This window comes from Serratia sp. BNK-10 (genome assembly GCF_047456065.1).
Lineage (GTDB): Bacteria > Pseudomonadota > Gammaproteobacteria > Enterobacterales > Enterobacteriaceae > Serratia > Serratia ureilytica.
This window is the reverse complement of sequence record NZ_CP179894.1, coordinates 4825858-4844567: the sequence shown is the minus strand read 5'-3', so window position 1 is coordinate 4844567 and position 18710 is coordinate 4825858. Positions and strand designations below refer to the sequence as shown.

The following is an 18710-nucleotide window of genomic DNA, read 5'->3' as shown; positions in this document are numbered from 1 at the left end:
ATTCATTTTTTCTTGTCATCTCAGCGTTTTTTACTTCTAATCCTGCACTCATCAAGTTTAAAAACTACGTGGTTTTCTATAACTTATTATTTTTATTTGGATCTTTTCCCTTACATGGAGTACCTGGATGTTTCATCTTGATACTTATGGCACGTTAGTCGCGGCGACGCTGGTTTTGCTCCTTGGGGGCAAGTGCGTCAGAAGCATTCCTCTGCTGCGAAAATATACCATTCCCGCTCCCGTCGCCGGCGGTTTGCTGGTGGCCCTCCTGCTGTTAGTCCTGAAAAAATTCGCCAACTGGGAAATCAGCTTTGACATGTCGTTGAAGGATCCGCTGATGCTGGCCTTCTTCGCCACTATCGGCCTGAACGCCAACCTGGCGCGGTTGCGCGCCGGCGGCAAAGCGCTGATGGTATTCCTGTTCGTGGTGTTGGGGCTGCTGCTGGTGCAGAACGCCATCGGCATCGGCATGGCGAAAATGCTGGGACTGGATCCGTTGATGGGCCTGATCGCCGGTTCGATCACCCTGTCGGGCGGCCACGGCACCGGGGCGGCCTGGAGCAAGCTGTTCATCGAGCGCTACGGCTTTGAAAACGCGACGGAAGTCGCCATGGCCTGCGCCACCTTCGGCCTGGTGCTGGGCGGCCTGATCGGTGGCCCGGTGGCGCGCTATCTGGTTAAACACTCCTCTACGCCGGAAGGCACGCCGGAAGACAGCGTGCAGCCGAGCGGCTTCGAGAAGCCGGAAAGTGGCCGCCTGATCACCTCGCTGGTGATGATTGAAACCATCGCCATGATCGCCATTTGTTTGAGCCTGGGGCAACTGATTGCCGGTCTGCTGAGCGGTACGGTGTTTGAACTGCCTAACTTCGTTTGCGTGCTGTTCGTCGGGGTGATCCTCAGCAACACGCTGGCCTTCACCGGTTTCTATACCGTGTTCGAGCGGGCGGTATCGGTGCTGGGCAACGTCAGCCTGTCGCTGTTCCTGGCGATGGCGTTGATGAGCCTGCGCCTGTGGGAGCTGGCTTCGCTGGCGCTGCCGATGCTGGCGATCCTGGCCGTACAGACGCTGGTGATGGCGCTGTACGCGATCTTCGTCACCTACCGGGTAATGGGCAAGAACTACGATGCGGCGGTGCTGGCCGCCGGCCACTGCGGCTTCGGCATGGGCGCCACGCCGACGGCGATCGCCAACATGCAAGCGATCACCGATCGCTTCGGCCCGTCGCACCTGGCGTTTCTGGTGGTGCCGATGGTGGGGGCGTTCTTTATCGATATCGCCAACGCCATCGTCATCAAGCTGTATCTGCTGTTGCCGGTGTTCCCGGCGGTGGGGTGATATCGCGAGTCATCATGAGAAGGGCGCCTGCGGCGCCCTTTTTTATGCGTTGGAGTAGCGCGCCTTCTCTGGCAGCCAGCGTTCGATCAGCGCCTGGGCGTGTTCCGGGTAGTGCTGATGGAGATGGCGAGCGACGCGCTGCACTTCGGGGATCATCGCCTGGTCGCGCAACAGGTCCGCCACCTTGAATTCGGCGCTGCCGGTCTGGCGGGTGCCGAGCAGCTCGCCCGGGCCGCGGATCTCCAGATCGCGCTGCGCGATGACAAAGCCGTCGTTGCTGTCGCGTAGCACCTGCAGGCGCGTTTGCGCGGTTTTGCTAAGCGGCGTTTTGTACAGCAGCACGCAGTGTGAAGCCACCGCGCCGCGCCCTACGCGGCCGCGCAGCTGGTGCAGCTGCGCCAGGCCCAGCCGTTCCGGGTTTTCGATGATCATCAGGCTGGCGTTCGGCACGTCGACGCCGACTTCGATCACCGTGGTGGCGACCAACAGCTGCAGCTCGCCCTGTTTAAACGCCTGCATCACCGCCTGCTTTTCCTGCGCTTTCATGCGGCCGTGCACCAGCGCCACCTTCAGCTCCGGCAGCGCGGCTTTCAATTCTTCCCAGGTGGCTTCCGCCGCCTGCGCTTCCAGCAGCTCGGACTCTTCGATCAGCGTACACACCCAGTAAGCCTGCCGTCCTTCTTCCAGACAGGCGCTTTTCACCCGTTGAATGATGTCGGCGCGGCGGGTATCGGGAATGGCGACGGTGGTCACCGGCGTACGGCCCGGCGGCAGCTCGTCGATGACCGAGGTATCGAGATCGGCATAGGCGGTCATCGCCAGCGTGCGCGGGATTGGCGTGGCCGTCATGATCAGCTGATGGGCGTGGAAGCCCTGTTCTTCGCCTTTCTCCCACAGCGCCAGCCGCTGATGCACCCCGAAGCGGTGCTGCTCATCAATGATCACCAGCGCCAGGCCGTTGAACTGAACCTGCTCCTGGAAGATGGCGTGGGTGCCGACCACCATCGACACCTGGCCGCTGGCGATGGCTTCCTGCTGCGCGATGCGCGCCTTGCCTTTCTGTTTGCCCGCCAGCCAGCCGACCTCCAGCCCCAGCGGCTCGAACCACTGGCGGAAGTTGTTGGCATGCTGTTCGGCCAGCAGCTCGGTCGGCGCCATCAGCGCCACCTGCTTACCGTGCGCGATGGCGCGCAGCGCCGCCAACGCCGCCACCAGCGTTTTGCCGGAGCCGACGTCGCCCTGCACCAGCCGCATCATCGGGAAGTCTTTTTGCATATCGGCTTCGATGTCGGCCACCACGCGCGTTTGCGCGCCGGTTGGCGAGAACGGCAACTGGGCGAGAAAACGGTTTTTCAGCCGATCGTCCGGCAGCAGCGGCTGCGCCTGATAACTCTGCGCGCCGGCGCGCACCGCCAGCATGCTGAGGTTATGCGCCAGCAGCTCTTCGAGGATCAGACGCTTTTGCGCCGGGTGTTTGCCCAGCTCCAGATCCGCCAGCTGGATGTCCGGCGGCGGGCGATGCAGGGTGTGCAGCGCCTGCGGCAGGCTCATCAGGCCGCCGCTCAGCTCCGGCGGCAGCAGTTCGGCGATGGCGCAGGTATCCAGCAGCTCCAGCGCCTGGTCGGTCAGCTTGCGCAGCGTGGCCTGCCGCACCCCCTCGGTGGTGGGGTAGACCGGCGTCAGCGACTCCTGCAGCTCAACCTCGCTGGTTTCGCCCTGAATACGGTATTCCGGATGGATGATCTCCGCGCCGTGGTTGCCGCGTTTGATCTCGCCGTAGGCGGTCACGCGGCGGCCGGTGGCCAGGCTGTTCTTCATTGCGGCGTTGAAGTTGAAGAACCGCATGGTGAGGATGCCGGTGCCGTCGCTGATCTGGCAGGTCAGCATGCGGCGGCGGCCAAAGCTGATGTCGCTGCGCAGCACTTCCCCTTCTACCGTGGCGTAGATGCCCGGCAGCAGATCGTTGATCGGGTAGAGGCGGGTGCGGTCTTCGTAGCGCAGCGGCAGGTGCAGCAGCAGATCCTGAATGGTGTCGAGGCCAAGCTTGGCCAGTTTGCCCGCCTGGCTGGCGCCAACCCCGGAAAGCGTGGTGAGTGGGACAGCATCCAGCAGGCGGCCTTTCATTTGCGCACCGTCGCCTGCATGGCCGCCCACCATTCGGCGCTGGCGACCACCTGGCCCTGTTCGTCGATCTGTGGACGCGGCAGCCCCTTGCGCTTGGCCACGTTGGCCAGCACCGGATAGCCGCCTTCGAACAGCAGACGCTGCTGCTCTTCTTCGTCCAGCATGCTGTTGTCGCGGCGATACAGGCCGGCGTTTTGCCGCTGGCGCTGCGCCTCATACAGGATCAGCGCCGAAGCCACGGAGACGTTGAGCGATTGCACCATGCCGATCATCGGAATGACGATGTCTTGATCGGCGAGCGCCAGCGCTTCTTCGGTGATGCCGGTTTTTTCCTGGCCGAGCAGCACGCAGGTTGGCCGGGTGTAGTCCACCTCGCGGAAATCGACCGCGCGCGCAGACAGGTTGGTGGCCAGAATTTGCATGCCCTGCGCTTTCAGGTGGCCGACCGCGTCGCCGATGGTGCGATGGGTCTTGACGCTGACCCAGCTGTTGCTGCCGGCGGCGGAGGAGACCAGGGTGCGCATGCGGGTGGTGGGCCACACGGCGTGGACCTGATGCACGCCGACGGCGTCGGCGGTACGGATAATGGCGGAGACGTTATGCGGCTTGTGCACCTGCTCCAGGCAGACCGTCAGATCCGGCTGCCGGGTCGCGAGCATTTCACAAATCCGCGCATAGCGTTCAGGACTCATAAGCGCTAGTTTCGGTTGCGGTTAACTTTGATCACATCCGGCATGATACGGATTTTACGCATAATGTTTGCCAAATGGATGCGATCGCGGGTGGTCAAGCGGATAAAGGCGCTATAAACCCGACCGTCTTTCTCTTCGGTGTTCAGGCTCTGAATATTGGATTCGGCCGCGTTGATCGCCGCCGTCAGGTTGGCCAGCGCGCCCTGGTGGTTAAACATATCCACCTTGATCTCGGCGATGAACTCCTGCTCGGTCTCTTTATCCCACTCGACCGCCATGAACTTCTCAGGCTCTTTCTGATAGCCGCGAATATTGCGGCAGGATTCATGGTGGATCACCAGCCCTTTGCCCGGGCTGACGTGAGCGATAATCGGGTCGCCCGGAATCGGACGGCAGCACTTGGCGAAGGTGATCAACACGCCGTCGGCGCCCTTGATGGCCAGGTTGCGCACGCCGGAGGTGGTGCCCAGGCTGGACTGATCGCCCTGCAGGTTCTTCGCCACCACTACGCTCATGGCGTTGCCGAGGCCGATTTCCGCCAGCAGATCGTCCAGCGTCGCCAGCTTCATGCGGTCCAGCTCGTGCTGAATGTTTTCCTGCGGGATTTCGGCCAGCTTGCGGCTGCCGCCCAACGCATGGTTGAGCAGACGGCGGCCGAGGCCGACGGAGTCGTCGCGCTTGAGGTTCTTCAGCATCTGGCGAATCTTGGCGCGCGCTTTCGAGCTGACCACGAAGTTCAGCCAGGCGGCGTTGGGCCGTGCGCCCGGCGCGGTGATGATCTCGACGGTCTGGCCGCTGGTCAGCGACTGCGACAGCGGGTATGGCTGACGATCGACGCGTGCGCCGACGCAGGCATGGCCGATATCGGTATGCACCGCATAGGCGAAGTCGACAGGCGTGGCGCCGGCGGGCAGCTCGACGATGCGGCCTTCCGGGGTGAAAACGTAAATCTCATCCGGGAACAGATCGGATTTGACGCTCTCGATAAATTCAAACGAACTGCCGGCGCTTTGCTGCAGCTCCAGCAGGCTTTGCATCCAGCGTTGGGCGCGGATCTGCGCCGTGGTGCCGGTTTCGCCCTGTTCTCTTTCCTTGTAAGCCCAGTGCGCGGCCACCCCCATCTCAGCCATCTGATCCATGTCTTCGGTGCGGATCTGCACTTCGACCGGCACGCCGTGCGGGCCGATCAGCGAGGTATGGAGCGATTGATAGCCGTTGGCCTTGGGAATGGCGATGTAATCTTTGACCCGCCCCGGGCGCGGTTTATACAGGCTGTGCACCTGGCCGAGCACGCGGTAGCAGGTATCGACCTCTTTTACGATCACCCGGAACGCGTAGATATCCATGATGGAATGAAAACGCTGTTCTTTCAGGTGCATCTTGAGGTAGATGGAGTAGAGGTGTTTTTCCCGCCCGCTGACACGGCAGGCGATGCCGGCCTCGGTCAGCCGCCCTTCGATCTCGGAGAGGATTTTTTGAATCATCTCTTTGCGGTTGCCGCGCGCGGCTTTCACCACTTCCTTGATCACGCGATAACGGTTTGGGTACAGCGCCTCGAAGCCCAGCTCTTCCAGCTCGGTTTTCAGGTGATGAATACCCAGACGGTGGGCGAGGGGGCTGTAGATTTCCAGGGTTTCACGCGCGATGCGCCGGCGTTTGTCGGGGCGCAGCGAACCGAGGGTGCGCATGTTGTGCGTACGGTCGGCCAGCTTGATCAGCACGACGCGGATATCCTGCACCATCGCCATGATCATCTTGCGGAAGTTTTCCGCCTGCGCTTCTTTCTTGTCCTGGAACTTCAGCTTGTCGAGCTTGGAGACGCCCTCAACCAGTTCGGCGACGCTCTTGCCGAACAGCTGTTCCATATCTTGATAGGTGGCTGGGGTGTCTTCGATGACGTCGTGCAGCAACGCCGCCATCAGCGTCTCGTGATCGAGACGCATTTCCGCCAGGATGCAGGCCACGGCGACCGGGTGAGTAATGTAGGGCTCACCGCTGGAGCGTGTCTGGCCCTCGTGCGCGTCGCGCGCGACGAGGTATGCCTGTTTGAGGCGCTTAATCTGCTCCTCGGGCAGGTAACGTTGAATCAGCAGATTCAGGCTTTCAAACAGGTACAAGGCGGACTCGCAGTCTAATTAACGACGACCTTCAGCAATCGCGGTAACCGCTTGAATCTCTGCGGCTTCCTGCTCTTGCTGTTCCTGGCGCTCACGCACGTCGAGGATCTGGCTGGTGATCAGGCCTTCTTCGATTTCGCGCAGGGCGATAACGGTGTACTTGTCGTTCTCTTCCGGAACCAGTGCATCTTTGCCGCCGGTCTGGATCTGACGCGCCCGACGAGCAGCGACCAACACCAGGTCAAAACGGTTACCAATTTTCTCTACAGCGTCTTGAACAGTTACGCGTGCCATATTTGTGCTACTCCACAGGTGACGAAAAGACTGGGCATGATACTGAAACTGCCTTCAGTCTGCCAATAGTTTGCTGATTAAAGCGTCATGCCGCAGCAACTGGCGGCCCAAACGCAGGCGTTCGGCGCGAATGATGGTCTTCAGATCGGACAGCGCCAGATCGAAATCATCGTTCACGATCAGGTAATCGTACTCCGCGTAATGCGTCATTTCCGCCACGGCCTGAGCCATGCGTTTGGCGATCACCTCTTCGGAATCCTGCCCGCGTCCACGCAGGCGGCGGCCCAGTTCTTCCTTCGACGGCGGCAGAATGAAGATGCTGCGCGCCTGCGGCATTTTGGCGCGGATTTGCTGCGCGCCCTGCCAGTCGATATCCAGAAACACATCCACGCCGGTCGACAAGACTTGTTCGATGGCGGCGCGCGAGGTGCCGTAATAGTTGCCGAACACTTCGGCGTGCTCAAGAAACGCGTCCTGCTCGATCATCCGGCGGAATTCGTCTTTCGAGACGAAGAAATAGTGCTCGCCGTGATTTTCACCCGGGCGACTGTCGCGCGTGGTGTGCGAAACCGAAACCTGCGTGTCGTACAGCGGTTGCGTCTTTAACAAAGCCTGAATCAGACTTGATTTACCTGCGCCACTGGGAGCAGAGACAATATAAAGCGTGCCTTGAGCCATGATGATGTTCGTTGATAACGGTTGATATGCCAAAAACAGCGGATGTGTATTTTCTCCGCACAGTATACACGGCTAACGCGCCGGGTGCAGCGTTAGCTCGCATTTTGCCCGCGGCTTTGCGTGGAAAAAGCGCCGAAAGGGCGAATTTGCGCGTCGAAGGGCGACATTTTTGCAGTTTTGGCCTCGGCGGCGGCGCGTTGCCGCCCCGAGATCAGTGATCCGGATGCTGGTAGTTGAACACCGGCAGGCCGAGGCGGAAGCGCAGGGCGATAAGACGCGCGCTCAGGCCGGCGACCAAGGTGAGGATCACCACCAGATTGTGCGGCAGGCTGAGGTGCTGCAGGCCGATATACAGCCAGGCGGCGCTGAAGGAGATGCCGGCGTAGATCTCCTTCTGGAAAACCAGCGGGATGCGGTTGCAGAACATATCGCGCAGCACCCCGCCGAAGACGCCGGTGATCACCGCGGCGATGGCGGCGATAATGGCGCTGTGCCCCATATCCAGGGCCACCTGCGCGCCGATGATGGAGAAGACGATCAGGCCGACGGCGTCGAGCACCAGGAACAGGCGGCGCAGATGGCGCATCAGAGGAGCCACCCAGGTGGTGACGATCGCCGCTATCGCGACGATGACGATGTATTCCGGGTGTTTGACCCAGCCCAACGGAAAATGCCCGAGCAACATATCGCGCACCGACCCGCCGCCGATTGCGGTGACAGAGGCGATGATGATCACGCCGAACATGTCCATTTGGCGGCGGCCGGCCGCCAGCGCGCCGGTCATGGCTTCGGCGGTGATGCCGATGATATAAAGGATGCTCAGTAACATAAGGGGTTCACAGCGTAATTGCGTCAGAATGATGGCCGGCAGGGTAATCGCCGCCGAGGACGCGCGCCACTGAGTTTTTTTCACCGATGGTGTTTCGGATTAATATAGCTAATCCAAACTCCATTTTTATTGCCGATAACCAGCCTTTTTTAACATCTGGCTGTTAATGAAAGCATTAGAAATTTCGAGCTAATTTCCATCGCTGACTATGACTTTTGCAGCGAATCCTTCAACCGAAAAATCGAGACTGCAGATGAAAAACTCCCCGAGACTGGCCGCCGGCGCCATGGTGGCCGCCCTGCTGCTGAGCGGCTGCGTGGCGCCAGGCCACCAGGCTGTTTCCCCCCCGCCCCGACTTGTCGCACCGGCGATCCGCTGGTACAGACAACGCTCTACTTCGGCCTGAACCGGCCGGCGGGGCCGGCGATCACCGCCGCCGAGTGGCAAACCTTCGTCGATAGCCAGGTGACGCCGCGTTTTAAAGACGGGCTGACGGTGTTTGATGCCAAAGGGCAGTGGCTGGGTCACGACGGCAAGCTGGCGCGCGAGAACAGCAAGGCGCTGCTGTTGATCCATGCGCCGGGCAAAGAGAGCGAGGCGAATATCGAGGCGCTGCGCAGCGGCTATAAGCAGCAGTTTGCGCAGGATTCGGTAATGCGGGTGGATGCGCCGGTGTGCGTGGCGTTTTAAAGCAAACTCCCGGCCCTGCGGCCGGGAGTGGGGATTACAGCACCAGGCCGGCGATGGCCGCCGACAACAGGCTCACCAGCGTCGAGCCGTAAACCAGCTTCAGGCCAAAACGGGAAACCACGTTGCCTTGCTGCTCGTTCAGCCCCTTGATGGCGCCGGCGACGATGCCGATGGAGGCGAAGTTGGCGAACGACACCAGGAACACCGACAGAATGCCCAGCCCGCGCGGCGACAGCTCCGCCGCGATTTTCTTCAGCTCAATCATCGCCACGAATTCGTTGGCCACCAGTTTGGTCGCCATGATGCTGCCCGCCTTCAGGGCCTCTTCCGCCGGGATGCCGATCAGCCAGGCCAGCGGATAGAACACGTAGCCGAGGATTTGCTGGAAGCTGATGCCGAGCACCGCCGAGAACAGCGCATTGACGGCGGAGATCAGCGCGATAAAGCCGATCAGCATCGCCGCGATGATCATCGCAATTTTGAAGCCGGCCAGAATGTACTCGCCCAACATTTCGAAGAAGCTCTGATCTTCGTGCAGCTTGTTCAGCTTCAGCTCCGGCTCGTCTTCGACCTGATACGGGTTGATGATCGACAGGATGATGAAGGTGCTGAACATATTAAGGATCAACGCCGCCACCACGTACTGCGCGTCGATCATCGACATGTAGGCGCCGACGATGGAGAGCGATACCGTCGACATGGCGGTCGCGGCCATGGTGTACATGCGGCGCGGCGAGATGTCGCCGATGATGCCCTTGTAGGCGATGAAGTTCTCCGACTGCCCCAGCACCAGCGTGCTGACGGCGTTGAACGATTCCAGCTTGCCCATGCCGTTGACCTTGGACAGCAGGGTGCCCACCAGGCGGATGATCAGCGGCAGGATGCGGAAATGCTGCAAAATGCCGATCAGGGCGGAAATAAAGATGATAGGGCACAAAACGCCCAGGAAGATAAACGCCAGGCCATCTTTGCTCATGCCGCCGAACACGAACTCCGACCCTTGTGCGGCGTAGGCGAGCAGGGTGTCGAAGAAGCCGGCGACGTGTTTGATCACGCTGAGCCCGCTGGCGGAGTGCAGGAAGAAATAGGCCAGCGCGCCTTCGATCACCAACAGCTGGATGATATAGCGCAGGCGGATTTTCTTGCGATTATTGCTGACCAGCAGCGCCAGGGCGATGATCACCACCAGGGCCATAATAAATTGCAGAATTTGTGGCATAAACGGTCCGTACGGTTCACGGGCAGGAAAAAAACACATTTAGCCACAGCATCGCCGTCCTTTCATTACCTTGCGTGATAATTAGAACAAAATACTTATGGCGTGCGGGATATCTTGCCGATTGTCATCCGCACGCGCTGCTCGGCAGTTTTTCATAAGCCCCCGAAGTGCCTTAGTGAGCCGTCTTCCATGATGCCTGCCGGCTCGCAGCCTGATGCAACCACTGTCCCGCACGTTCAGGCACCTGGAATCTGGCTCGCAATGGGCGATTTTTCATGGCGCAAAGCGTGGCTTTCTTGGCTGAGGAAGAGAAACATGTTTGGACAAGGCGCCGGTCGCGATCGGCGCGCATTTTATCGAACAAGGAGGCGAACGATGAATATCGGCACGTTGCTCAGGGCGCTGGCCAACGGCGTTAATCCCGACACCGGCGAGCTATTGAGACCGGCTTCAGCGGCCTGCGCGCCGGAGGCTATCCGCCTGCTGTTCGCGTTGGCCGACGAGTTTGACGGTGAATCTGAACTGCAGAAAAAAGCCAGGCTGACGCCGGAAGAAAAGCGGCAGAAGAATCTGGCCGAGGGCCGGCCGGCCAATGCCTACTTCCCTTGGCCGGAAGAAGAAAAACTGCGGCTGCGCGAGAGCCATGCGGCCGGGACGACGCTGGAGGCGCTGAGCGATGAGTTCGAGCGTTCAACCTGGAGCATTGCGGTGCAACTGCAGAAAATGGGGTTGATCGGTGAGGAACAGGCGGCCGCCTATCGCTGATCTATAGCCATAAAAAAGCCCGCGTGGCGCGGGCTTGATGGCGTGCGGAGCGGATCACTCGATGTTCTGGATCTGCTCGCGCATTTGCTCGATCAACACCTTCAGCTCGATGGCGGAGGCGGTGACGTCGGCATTGATTGACTTGGAGGCCAGGGTGTTCGATTCGCGGTTGAATTCCTGCATCATAAAGTCGAGGCGGCGGCCGACGGCTTCTTTCTTCTTCAGGATGTTGTGCGTCTCTTTCACGTGCGCTTCCAGGCGGTCCAGCTCTTCGGCGACATCGATGCGCTGCGCCATCAGCACCAGCTCTTGCTCCAGGCGAGTGTTTTCCAGCTGCACCTGCGCCTCTTCCAGCTTGCTGACCAGGCGCTCGCGCTGCCATTGCAGGATGTTCGGCATCTGGGCGCGCACTTTGACCACTTCGGCGCTGACGCCGTCGAGGCGCTGTTCGATCAGCGTTTTCAGCGCGGCGCCTTCGCTTTCGCGTGCGACGATAAAGTCATCCAGCGCGCCGTCCAGCGCTTGCATCAGCTCGGCGCTGATGGCGTCCAGATCCTGCTCCTGCGCGGACATCACGCCCGGCCAGCGCAGCACGTCGATCGGGTTGATTTCTCCTTCGTCGCTCTGCATTTTCACCCAGTTGGCGGCTTCGACCAGCTGTTTGGCCAGTTTTTCGTTCAGGATCAGCGAGCTTTGCGCGCTTGGATCCAGTTCGAAACGCAGGTTGCATTCGACTTTGCCGCGGGTCAGGCGGCCACGGATACGTTCACGGATCACCGGCTCCAGGCTGCGGAATTGTTCCGGCAGGCGGATGTAGGTTTCTAAGTAGCGCTGGTTAACGGAACGCAGCTCCCAGGCTGCGCTGCCCCATTCACCCTTGATTTCACGCCGGGCGTAGGCGGTCATGCTGCGGATCATTGATGCGTACCCGTAATAGGAAAAGATGGGGCGATTATAGCGTCGCGGCTGCGGGCAGGATAGGCATTACGTCACGAAGCCCGTATAATGCGCAGCCAATAGTTGATTTGAAGCCGGAGAGAGCCCATGCGTCCTGCAGGCAGAGCACCACAGCAAGTTCGCCCCCTGACACTGACCCGTCACTATACCAAACACGCTGAAGGTTCAGTGCTGGTTGAGTTTGGCGATACCAAAGTCTTGTGCACCGCCACGGTAGAAGAGGGCGTTCCGCGCTTCCTGAAAGGCCAGGGGCAAGGTTGGATCACCGCCGAGTACGGCATGCTGCCGCGCTCCACCCACAGCCGCAACGCCCGTGAAGCCGCCAAAGGCAAACAGGGTGGCCGCACGCTGGAGATCCAGCGCCTGATCGCCCGTTCGCTGCGCGCCGCGGTGGATCTGAAAAAGCTCGGTGAATTCACCATCACTCTCGACTGCGACGTACTGCAGGCCGATGGCGGTACCCGCACCGCTTCCATCTCCGGCGCCTGCGTGGCGCTGGCCGATGCGCTGAACACCCTGGTGGCCAACGGTAAGCTGAAAGCCAATCCGATGAAGGGCATGGTGGCGGCGGTTTCCGTCGGCATCGTCAACGGCGAAGCGCTGTGCGATCTGGAGTATGTGGAAGATTCCGCGGCGGAAACCGACATGAACGTGGTGATGATGGAAGACGGCCGCATGATTGAAGTGCAGGGCACCGCCGAAGGCGAGCCGTTCAGCCACGATGAGCTGTTGGCGCTATTGGCGCTGGCCCGAGGAGGCATCGAAACCATCTTCCAGGCGCAGAAAGCGGCGCTGGCGGACTAATTTTTCAAGGCGACTGAGAAGTCGCCTTTTTTATGCCCGCCGATCGGGCGGCAGTAATGACAAGACCCAAGCAGATTCAGACGAGGAGAAGCAGTAATGAAAGCCTATCAGCGCCAGTTTATCGAGTTCGCGCTTAACAAGCAGGTATTGAAATTCGGCGAGTTCACCCTGAAATCCGGCCGCACCAGCCCGTATTTCTTCAACGCCGGCCTGTTTAATACCGGGCGCGATCTTGCGCTGTTGGGGCGCTTCTATGCCGAAGCCCTGATGGATTCCGGCATCGATTTCGATCTGCTGTTTGGCCCGGCCTATAAAGGCATTCCTATCGCCACCACCACGGCGGTTGCGCTGGCGGAACACCATGAGCGCGACGTGCCTTACTGCTTTAACCGCAAGGAAGCCAAGACCCACGGCGAGGGCGGTTCGCTGGTGGGCAGCCCGCTGCAGGGCCGCGTGATGCTGGTGGACGATGTGATCACCGCCGGTACCGCGATCCGTGAGTCGATGGAAATCATCGGCGCCAGCGGCGCTTCGTTGGCGGGCGTGCTGATCTCCCTCGACCGCCAGGAACGCGGCCGCGCGGACATCTCCGCCATTCAGGAAGTGGAACGCGACTACCACTGCAAGGTGATTTCGATCGTGACGCTGAAGGATCTGATCGCCTATCTGGAAGAGAAACCGGAAATGGCGGACCACCTGGCGGCGGTGCGCGCTTACCGCGAGCAGTACGGGATATAAGTAAAAACGCCGGGCATGCCCGGCGTTATCGTTATTGCAGCTGGGCCGCCAACAGCGGCCAGCGGGCGTCGAATTCCTGCGTTGGGCGATAGCGGAATTCCGAACGCACATAGCGCGACAACATGCCTTCGCAGAAGGCCAGCAGCTGGCTGGCCAGCAGCGTTTCATCGACGATGAAGCCTTTGCCTTCGCGCAATTTGCGCTCTTTCAACACCTGACGCAGCTGCGCCTCGATGCGTTCGAACAGCTGGTTGATGCGGCCCTGCAGGCGATCCTGTTCAAACATCAGCGCGTGGCCGGTCATGATGCGCGTCAGCCCCGGGTTGCGTTCCGCAAAGCCCAGAATCAGCAGTAAAATCAGGCGCAGACGACTAAACGTCTCTTTCTCGTCCTGCAAGATCAGGTTGATGCGGGTGATCAGGCTGTCTTCGATAAACTCGATCAGACTGTCGAACATCCGTGTCTTGCTGGGGAAATGCCGGTACAGCGCAGCTTCAGAAACACCCACGTTCGCGGCGAGCTTGGCGGTGGTAATGCGCTGGCTGCCGTCGCTGGATTCCAGCATCTGGGCTAACGCCTGCAATATTTCCTCGCGCCGATTCCTTTTCGTATTTTCTTTTTCTGCCATGTCTGATTAGACCCTTGCTAAAACTTAACTGACGGAAACCCGGGCACCGGCCGCTGCAGAGCAGGCTCTGTGCGGCTTATGTGATAGCTTTTTTACGATGCTGGGGTCAGCGGCCTTAACGGCCTTTTTCCGCGCTGCCTGGTGTGCGCTGCAATTGTCGCGGTAAAACCTTGCCGCAGAGACATCCTTCTCCCCGGAAAGGCAAGGTTCAGGCGACGTTTCCCTGCCGGCCATCGTGCATTGGGTGGCGCTTAGTGGCGCCCCGAGTGGCCGAAGCCGCCTTCGCCGCGCTCGCTGCTGTCGAACTCTTCCACCAGGTTGAACTCGGCCTGCACCACAGGCACGAAGACCATCTGCGCGATGCGTTCGCCCGGTTCGATAGTGAATGACTTCTGGCCGCGGTTCCAGACGGACACCATCAGCTGGCCCTGATAATCGGAGTCGATCAGGCCGACCAGATTGCCCAGCACGACGCCGTGCTTATGGCCCAGGCCTGAGCGCGGCAGGATCACCGCCGCCAGGCCGGCGTCGGCGATATGGATCGCGAGACCGGTAGGCAGCAGCGTGGTTTCACCCGGCGCCAGCTCCACCGCGCTGTCCAGGCAGGCGCGCAGGTCGAGACCGGCTGAGCCCGGAGTGGCGTAGGTCGGTAGCGGGAAATCCTGACCGATGCGCGGGTCGAGGATCTTAACGTCGATTTTTTTCATCATAACGGCTGACTATCTCGTCTATTAAACGTTGGCCAAGGAGTGCCTTGTCGCTCAGCGCCAGGCGTTTATCTCCATCCTGCCAAAAAAGGTGCAGGGCATTGGTGTCGCTGTTGAACCCGTGCTCTGCAAGCGATACATCGTTAGCGCAAATCAAATCCAGCTTCTTACGCGCCAGTTTTTGCCGCGCGTATTCTTCCACATTCTGGGTTTCGGCGGCAAACCCCACGACAAACGGTCGATTTTTGGTCATCGCCGCCACGCCGGCGACGATATCGGGGTTTTTTACCATCTTGAGGACGATTTCATCACCCTGTTTTTTTATTTTTTCATCGGCGATCCGCTCGGGACGGTAGTCGGCTACGGCGGCGCAGGAGATGAAAATCTGCTGCTGAGCGGCGCGCTGTTGCACCGCCTGTTCCATCTCCAGCGCGCTGGTGACGTCCACGCGTGTGACCTTCGGCGGCGTCGGCAGGCTCACCGGCCCGGCGATCAGCGTCACCTGCGCGCCGCGGGCGGCGGCGGCGCGGGCGATGGCGAAGCCCATTTTGCCGGAGCTGTGATTGCTGATGAAGCGTACCGGATCCAGCGCTTCGCGCGTCGGGCCGGCGGTGATCATAACCTGCAAATGTTGCAGATCCTGCGGGGCGGAGAAATGACCGTTCGCCAGCTCGACGATGTCCAGCGGATCCAGCATGCGGCCCGGGCCGACGTCGCCGCAGGCCTGGCTGCCGCTGTCCGGCCCCCAGAGCAGCATGCCGCGCGCCTGCAGCGTTTGCAGGTTGGCCTGCGTGGCGGCGGCGCGATACATCTGCTGGTTCATGGCGGGGGCGGCGGCGATAGGGGCGTCGGTCGCCAGGCAGACGGTAGTCAGCAGATCGTTGGCCATGCCGGCGGCGACGCGCGCCAGCAGATCGGCGGTCGCCGGCGCCAGAATCACCAGATCCGCCCATTTGCCGAGTTCGATGTGGCCCATGGCGGCTTCGGCGGCGGGATCCAACAGATCGTCGGACACCGGGTGGCCGGAAACGGCCTGCAGCGTCAGCGGCGTAATGAACGCCTTGGCGGCGTGGGTCATCACCACGCGCACTTCCGCGCCCCTGTCACGCAGGCGGCGCACCAGCTCTGGGCATTTGTAGGCGGCGATGCCGCCGCTGATGCCAAGCACAATATGTTTGCCGGAAAGTCCCGTCATCATCATTGTCCGATTGAAAGCCGAAAGATGCGCCATTTTAGCATATCCGCCGTTCAGGTGAGCGATTCCGCAATGGCTGCAGGGCGTTACATTGTGCTTTGCGAAACACTTCGCAATGTTATCAAACACCTGTCGAACGCGCCGGGGGGCGCATGGCATGCTGTAGCCCTTTCAGGGAGGAACACGATGAGCAACCCGACTGTGGCGTGCTGGCCGGGCGCGCTGGCGCCGCGTGAAAAGCTGTTGATGCAGGGGGCCGCGGCGCTGTCCGACGCAGAGCTGTTGGCCATTTTCTTGCGCACCGGGTTGCCCGGCGTGCACGTAATGCAGCTGGCGGAGCAGCTGCTGCGCCGATTCGGCTCGCTTTACCATCTGATGTCGGCCGATCATCAGGCGTTTTGCAGTCAAAAAGGCCTGGGCGACGCCAGCTATACGCAGCTGCAGGCGATTGCCGAGCTGGCGCTTCGCTTCTTTTCCAGCCATCTCTCGCAGGAAAACGCCATGCTTAACCCGCGCGTCACCCAGCATTATCTGCAAAGCCTGCTGGCACATCGTGAGCGAGAGGTCTTTTTGGTATTGTTTTTAGACAATCAGCATCGGGTTATTCGCCATCAGGAGATGTTTGCTGGTACCATCAGCAGCGTCGTCGTCTACCCGAGAGAAATTGTGCGTGAAGCGTTGAAGGCTAATGCCGCCGCGCTGATTCTCGCGCATAATCACCCCTCGGGTAAGGCTGAACCCAGTCATGCCGACCGTTTGATAACTGAACAGGTGGTGAAAGCCTGCCAGTTATTGGAGATCCGAGTGCTCGATCATTTGGTGATCGGTCGGGGTGAATGCGTCTCTTTTGCCGAGCGCGGATGGCTTTAAGCGATTTTTTCGCGATCCTTGTGGGATCTTTAGCTGTTCGGGACTTGAGCACTTACGCTTCAGAGCGTATACTACGCCACCTTTGAGAATCTTGGGTTTGGCGCAAGAGCCTATCTCAGCAGGTTTCTGACCTGATGTGTGGTTTCTACCTGATGACGAGAGTCTCCTCAGTATGAAGTTTGCTGAGATGGGCTCTAAAAGCCTGACGAGGCGGCCATACCCTATACGAAGCTCGAGCTGATTTGATTTTTGGAGAATAGACATGTCCCGAGTCTGCCAAGTTACTGGCAAGCGCCCGGTGAGCGGTAACAACCGTTCCCACGCAATGAACGCGACCAAACGCCGTTTTCTGCCTAACCTGCACTCACACCGTTTTTGGGTTGAGGCTGAGAAGCGCTTTGTAACTCTGCGTGTATCTGCTAAAGGTATGCGTGTTATCGATAAGAAGGGTATTGAGACGGTTCTGGCCGATCTGCGTGCCCGTGGTGAGAAGTATTAAGGAACTGAATCATGGCTAAAGGTGTTCGCGAGAAGATCAAGCTGGTTTCTTCTGCTGGTACTGGTCACTTCTATACCACCACGAAGAACAAGCGTACTAAGCCGGAAAAATTGGAACTGAAGAAATTCGATCCAGTTGTCCGTCAGCACGTAGTATACAAAGAAGCTAAAATTAAATAATTTTAGTGGATTAATGAAAAACCCGGCCTTGGCCGGGTTTTTTGTTTTATAAAGGGTAGAAAACATCGGAGGGGAAGCCAGATGCCTGAATTACCGGAAGTTGAGACGAGCAGACGCGGTATAGAGCCTTATCTTGTCGGCCACAGCATTCAGTATGCGGTGGTGCGCAACGCGCGCCTGCGCTGGCCGGTTTCCGAGCAGATCCTGACGCTGAGCGATCAGCCGGTGCTCAGCGTGCAGCGTCGGGCCAAATACCTGCTGATTGAGCTGGAGCGCGGTTGGATTATCGTGCATCTGGGCATGTCGGGCAGCCTGCGCATGCTGCGTGAGGAAAACGAAGACGAAGCCGGCAAACACGACCACGTCGATCTGGTGATCAACAACGGTATGATCCTGCGTTATACCGATCCGCGCCGCTTCGGCGCCTGGCTGTGGTGCGAAGACCTGGCGACCAGCAGCGTGTTGGCGCATCTGGGGCCGGAACCGCTGAGTGAGGCGTTCAACGGCGACTACCTGTATGAAAAATCACGTAATAAGCGCACGCTGATCAAACCGTGGCTGATGGATAATAAGCTGGTGGTCGGGGTCGGTAACATTTACGCCAGTGAATCGCTGTTCAGCGCCGGGATCCTGCCCGATCGTCCGGCGGGATCCTTGACCAAAGCCGAAGCGGCGCTGTTGGCGAAGACCATCAAGGCGGTGTTGCAACGCTCCATCGAGCAGGGCGGCACCACATTGCGCGACTTTTTGCAGTCGGACGGGAAACCGGGGTACTTCGCGCAGGAGCTGCAGGTTTACGGACGGGCGGGAGAACCGTGCCGCACATGCGGCACGCCGATTGAATCCACCAAGCACGGGCAGCGCAGCACCTTCTTTTGCCGACGCTGCCAGCGCTGAGCATCACGCGGCGGCGAGCTTCGCCATCAGCGCCTGAGTGACCACATCGGGCAGGAAAGGCGCGATATCGCCGCCGTGGCGGGCGACCTCCTTCACCAGTGAGGAGGAGATGAACGACCACTCTTCGGAAGGCATCAGGAACACGCTTTCCAGCGTCGGCATCAAATGGCGGTTCATGTTCGCCAGCTGCAGTTCGTACTCAAAGTCAGACACCGCCCGCAGGCCGCGCACCAGGATATTGGCATTCTGGTGAGCGGCGAAATGCGCCATCAGCTCGCTGAAGCCCATTACCTCCACATTGTCCAGATGCGAGGTGACCTGCGTCGCCAGCGCCACGCGCTCATCCAGGCTGAATAGCGGCTTTTTGCTCGGGCTGGCGGCGATGGCCAGAATCACGTGATCGAACATCAGCGACGCGCGCGTCACTAAATCCAGGTGGCCGTTGGTCATGGGATCGAAGGTCCCGGGATAGATGGCTTTGCTGGTCAT

General features: G+C 59.9%; 20 protein-coding genes and 1 pseudogene. 9 read left to right on the top strand and 12 right to left on the bottom strand.

Going from position 1 to position 18710, the window contains the following annotated elements; translation table 11 throughout:
- Positions 1-127: 127 nt before the first annotated feature.
- On the top strand, positions 128-1339 hold the full coding sequence (gene gltS / locus ACMGG9_RS23270; protein WP_033645177.1) for a sodium/glutamate symporter: 1212 nt from the start codon (positions 128-130) through the stop codon (positions 1337-1339).
- A 42-nt stretch (positions 1340-1381) separates the two neighbouring features.
- On the opposite strand, the gene recG is transcribed toward gltS, so the two are convergent.
- From recG to ACMGG9_RS23240, 6 genes are all read right to left on the bottom strand, one after another.
- A complete protein-coding gene (gene recG, locus ACMGG9_RS23265; RefSeq protein ID WP_042785598.1) occupies positions 1382-3463 on the bottom strand; it encodes an ATP-dependent DNA helicase RecG in 2082 nt (693 codons plus the stop codon).
- Positions 3460-4155 (bottom strand): tRNA (guanosine(18)-2'-O)-methyltransferase TrmH, encoded by a 696-nt coding sequence (gene trmH, locus ACMGG9_RS23260; RefSeq protein WP_004931227.1) that lies wholly within the window; start codon positions 4153-4155, stop codon positions 3460-3462. Before trmH ends, recG begins: the two co-directional genes overlap by 4 nt.
- 5 nt (positions 4156-4160) lie before the next feature.
- A complete protein-coding gene (gene spoT, locus ACMGG9_RS23255) occupies positions 4161-6272 on the bottom strand; it encodes a bifunctional GTP diphosphokinase/guanosine-3',5'-bis pyrophosphate 3'-pyrophosphohydrolase (RefSeq protein ID WP_015379445.1) in 2112 nt (703 codons plus the stop codon).
- Positions 6273-6290: 18 nt separating this feature from the next.
- Positions 6291-6566, bottom strand: a complete 276-nt coding sequence (rpoZ, locus tag ACMGG9_RS23250) for a DNA-directed RNA polymerase subunit omega (protein ID WP_004931221.1) — start codon at positions 6564-6566, stop codon at positions 6291-6293.
- A gap of 54 nt (positions 6567-6620) precedes the next feature.
- Positions 6621-7244 (bottom strand): guanylate kinase, encoded by a 624-nt coding sequence (gmk, locus tag ACMGG9_RS23245; RefSeq protein WP_033636481.1) that lies wholly within the window; start codon positions 7242-7244, stop codon positions 6621-6623.
- Positions 7245-7455: 211 nt separating this feature from the next.
- Entirely contained in the window at positions 7456-8073 is a 618-nt protein-coding gene (locus tag ACMGG9_RS23240) for a trimeric intracellular cation channel family protein (RefSeq protein WP_025304704.1), read from the bottom strand.
- 253 nt (positions 8074-8326) lie between these two features.
- On the opposite strand from ACMGG9_RS23240, the pseudogene ACMGG9_RS23235 reads away from it, so the two are divergent.
- Positions 8327-8763: pseudogene (locus ACMGG9_RS23235) on the top strand (DUF3574 domain-containing protein).
- 34 nt (positions 8764-8797) lie between these two features.
- Here ACMGG9_RS23235 and ACMGG9_RS23230 read toward each other — a convergent pair.
- Complete coding sequence (locus ACMGG9_RS23230; RefSeq protein WP_004931212.1) at positions 8798-9982, bottom strand: NupC/NupG family nucleoside CNT transporter; 1185 nt, start codon at positions 9980-9982, stop codon at positions 8798-8800.
- A 375-nt stretch (positions 9983-10357) separates the two neighbouring features.
- Between ACMGG9_RS23230 and ACMGG9_RS23225 the strand changes: the two genes are divergently transcribed.
- A complete protein-coding gene (locus ACMGG9_RS23225; protein ID WP_147881328.1) occupies positions 10358-10747 on the top strand; it encodes a hypothetical protein in 390 nt (129 codons plus the stop codon).
- A 54-nt stretch (positions 10748-10801) separates the two neighbouring features.
- Here ACMGG9_RS23225 and ACMGG9_RS23220 read toward each other — a convergent pair whose 3' ends face one another.
- Entirely contained in the window at positions 10802-11665 is an 864-nt protein-coding gene (locus tag ACMGG9_RS23220) for a YicC/YloC family endoribonuclease (RefSeq protein ID WP_015379441.1), read from the bottom strand.
- A gap of 126 nt (positions 11666-11791) precedes the next feature.
- Here ACMGG9_RS23220 and rph point away from each other — a divergent pair, with 126 nt between their 5' ends.
- Both rph and pyrE read left to right on the top strand, forming a co-directional pair.
- Complete coding sequence (gene rph / locus ACMGG9_RS23215; protein ID WP_025160305.1) at positions 11792-12508, top strand: ribonuclease PH; 717 nt, start codon at positions 11792-11794, stop codon at positions 12506-12508.
- A gap of 96 nt (positions 12509-12604) precedes the next feature.
- Positions 12605-13246: an orotate phosphoribosyltransferase gene (gene pyrE / locus ACMGG9_RS23210; RefSeq protein ID WP_042785593.1), complete on the top strand. Its 642-nt coding sequence runs from the start codon at positions 12605-12607 to the stop codon at positions 13244-13246.
- A gap of 31 nt (positions 13247-13277) precedes the next feature.
- On the opposite strand, the gene slmA is transcribed toward pyrE, so the two are convergent.
- From slmA to coaBC, 3 genes are all read right to left on the bottom strand, one after another.
- On the bottom strand, positions 13278-13874 hold the full coding sequence (slmA, locus tag ACMGG9_RS23205) for a nucleoid occlusion factor SlmA (RefSeq protein ID WP_033652258.1): 597 nt from the start codon (positions 13872-13874) through the stop codon (positions 13278-13280).
- A gap of 251 nt (positions 13875-14125) precedes the next feature.
- Positions 14126-14584 carry a dUTP diphosphatase gene (gene dut / locus ACMGG9_RS23200; protein ID WP_033652257.1) on the bottom strand — a complete coding sequence of 153 codons (459 nt, stop codon included), beginning with the start codon at positions 14582-14584 and terminating at the stop codon, positions 14126-14128.
- Positions 14562-15779 (bottom strand): bifunctional phosphopantothenoylcysteine decarboxylase/phosphopantothenate--cysteine ligase CoaBC, encoded by a 1218-nt coding sequence (coaBC, locus tag ACMGG9_RS23195; protein WP_168177212.1) that lies wholly within the window; start codon positions 15777-15779, stop codon positions 14562-14564. Before coaBC ends, dut begins: the two co-directional genes overlap by 23 nt.
- Before the next feature lie 183 nt (positions 15780-15962).
- Between coaBC and radC the strand changes: the two genes are divergently transcribed.
- From radC to mutM, 4 genes are all read left to right on the top strand, one after another.
- The gene (gene radC, locus ACMGG9_RS23190; protein ID WP_016929682.1) at positions 15963-16646 is read left to right on the top strand and encodes a RadC family protein; all 684 of its coding nucleotides are present in this window, start codon (positions 15963-15965) and stop codon (positions 16644-16646) included.
- A 262-nt stretch (positions 16647-16908) separates the two neighbouring features.
- Positions 16909-17145, top strand: coding sequence for a 50S ribosomal protein L28 (gene rpmB / locus ACMGG9_RS23185; protein WP_004931195.1), 237 nt, complete (start codon positions 16909-16911; stop codon positions 17143-17145).
- 11 nt (positions 17146-17156) lie between these two features.
- Complete coding sequence (gene rpmG, locus ACMGG9_RS23180; RefSeq protein WP_002442576.1) at positions 17157-17324, top strand: 50S ribosomal protein L33; 168 nt, start codon at positions 17157-17159, stop codon at positions 17322-17324.
- A gap of 81 nt (positions 17325-17405) precedes the next feature.
- Entirely contained in the window at positions 17406-18221 is an 816-nt protein-coding gene (gene mutM / locus ACMGG9_RS23175) for a bifunctional DNA-formamidopyrimidine glycosylase/DNA-(apurinic or apyrimidinic site) lyase (protein WP_208061026.1), read from the top strand.
- 3 nt (positions 18222-18224) lie between these two features.
- Here the strand turns inward: mutM and coaD are convergent, their stop codons facing one another.
- A complete protein-coding gene (gene coaD / locus ACMGG9_RS23170; protein WP_414161749.1) occupies positions 18225-18710 on the bottom strand; it encodes a pantetheine-phosphate adenylyltransferase in 486 nt (161 codons plus the stop codon).

Excerpts from the sequence above, each read along its gene's own strand:
- gmk (WP_033636481.1), bottom strand. The coding sequence starts at position 7,244 with ATGGCTCAAGGCACGCTTTATATTGTCTCTGCTCCCAGTGGCGCAGGT.
- mutM (WP_208061026.1), top strand. The coding sequence starts at position 17,406 with ATGCCTGAATTACCGGAAGTTGAGACGAGCAGACGCGGTATAGAGCCT.
- trmH (WP_004931227.1), bottom strand. The coding sequence starts at position 4,155 with ATGAGTCCTGAACGCTATGCGCGGATTTGTGAAATGCTCGCGACCCGG.
- ACMGG9_RS23220 (WP_015379441.1), bottom strand. The coding sequence starts at position 11,665 with ATGATCCGCAGCATGACCGCCTACGCCCGGCGTGAAATCAAGGGTGAA.
- rpmG (WP_002442576.1), top strand. The coding sequence starts at position 17,157 with ATGGCTAAAGGTGTTCGCGAGAAGATCAAGCTGGTTTCTTCTGCTGGT.
- rpmB (WP_004931195.1), top strand. The coding sequence starts at position 16,909 with ATGTCCCGAGTCTGCCAAGTTACTGGCAAGCGCCCGGTGAGCGGTAAC.
- ACMGG9_RS23240 (WP_025304704.1), bottom strand. The coding sequence starts at position 8,073 with ATGTTACTGAGCATCCTTTATATCATCGGCATCACCGCCGAAGCCATG.
- rph (WP_025160305.1), top strand. The coding sequence starts at position 11,792 with ATGCGTCCTGCAGGCAGAGCACCACAGCAAGTTCGCCCCCTGACACTG.
- recG (WP_042785598.1), bottom strand. The coding sequence starts at position 3,463 with ATGAAAGGCCGCCTGCTGGATGCTGTCCCACTCACCACGCTTTCCGGG.
- ACMGG9_RS23230 (WP_004931212.1), bottom strand. The coding sequence starts at position 9,982 with ATGCCACAAATTCTGCAATTTATTATGGCCCTGGTGGTGATCATCGCC.
- ACMGG9_RS23225 (WP_147881328.1), top strand. The coding sequence starts at position 10,358 with ATGAATATCGGCACGTTGCTCAGGGCGCTGGCCAACGGCGTTAATCCC.
- slmA (WP_033652258.1), bottom strand. The coding sequence starts at position 13,874 with ATGGCAGAAAAAGAAAATACGAAAAGGAATCGGCGCGAGGAAATATTG.
- radC (WP_016929682.1), top strand. The coding sequence starts at position 15,963 with ATGAGCAACCCGACTGTGGCGTGCTGGCCGGGCGCGCTGGCGCCGCGT.
- coaD (WP_414161749.1), bottom strand. The coding sequence starts at position 18,710 with ATGACCAGCAAAGCCATCTATCCCGGGACCTTCGATCCCATGACCAAC.
- rpoZ (WP_004931221.1), bottom strand. The coding sequence starts at position 6,566 with ATGGCACGCGTAACTGTTCAAGACGCTGTAGAGAAAATTGGTAACCGT.
- gltS (WP_033645177.1), top strand. The coding sequence starts at position 128 with ATGTTTCATCTTGATACTTATGGCACGTTAGTCGCGGCGACGCTGGTT.
- dut (WP_033652257.1), bottom strand. The coding sequence starts at position 14,584 with ATGATGAAAAAAATCGACGTTAAGATCCTCGACCCGCGCATCGGTCAG.
- pyrE (WP_042785593.1), top strand. The coding sequence starts at position 12,605 with ATGAAAGCCTATCAGCGCCAGTTTATCGAGTTCGCGCTTAACAAGCAG.
- coaBC (WP_168177212.1), bottom strand. The coding sequence starts at position 15,779 with ATGATGACGGGACTTTCCGGCAAACATATTGTGCTTGGCATCAGCGGC.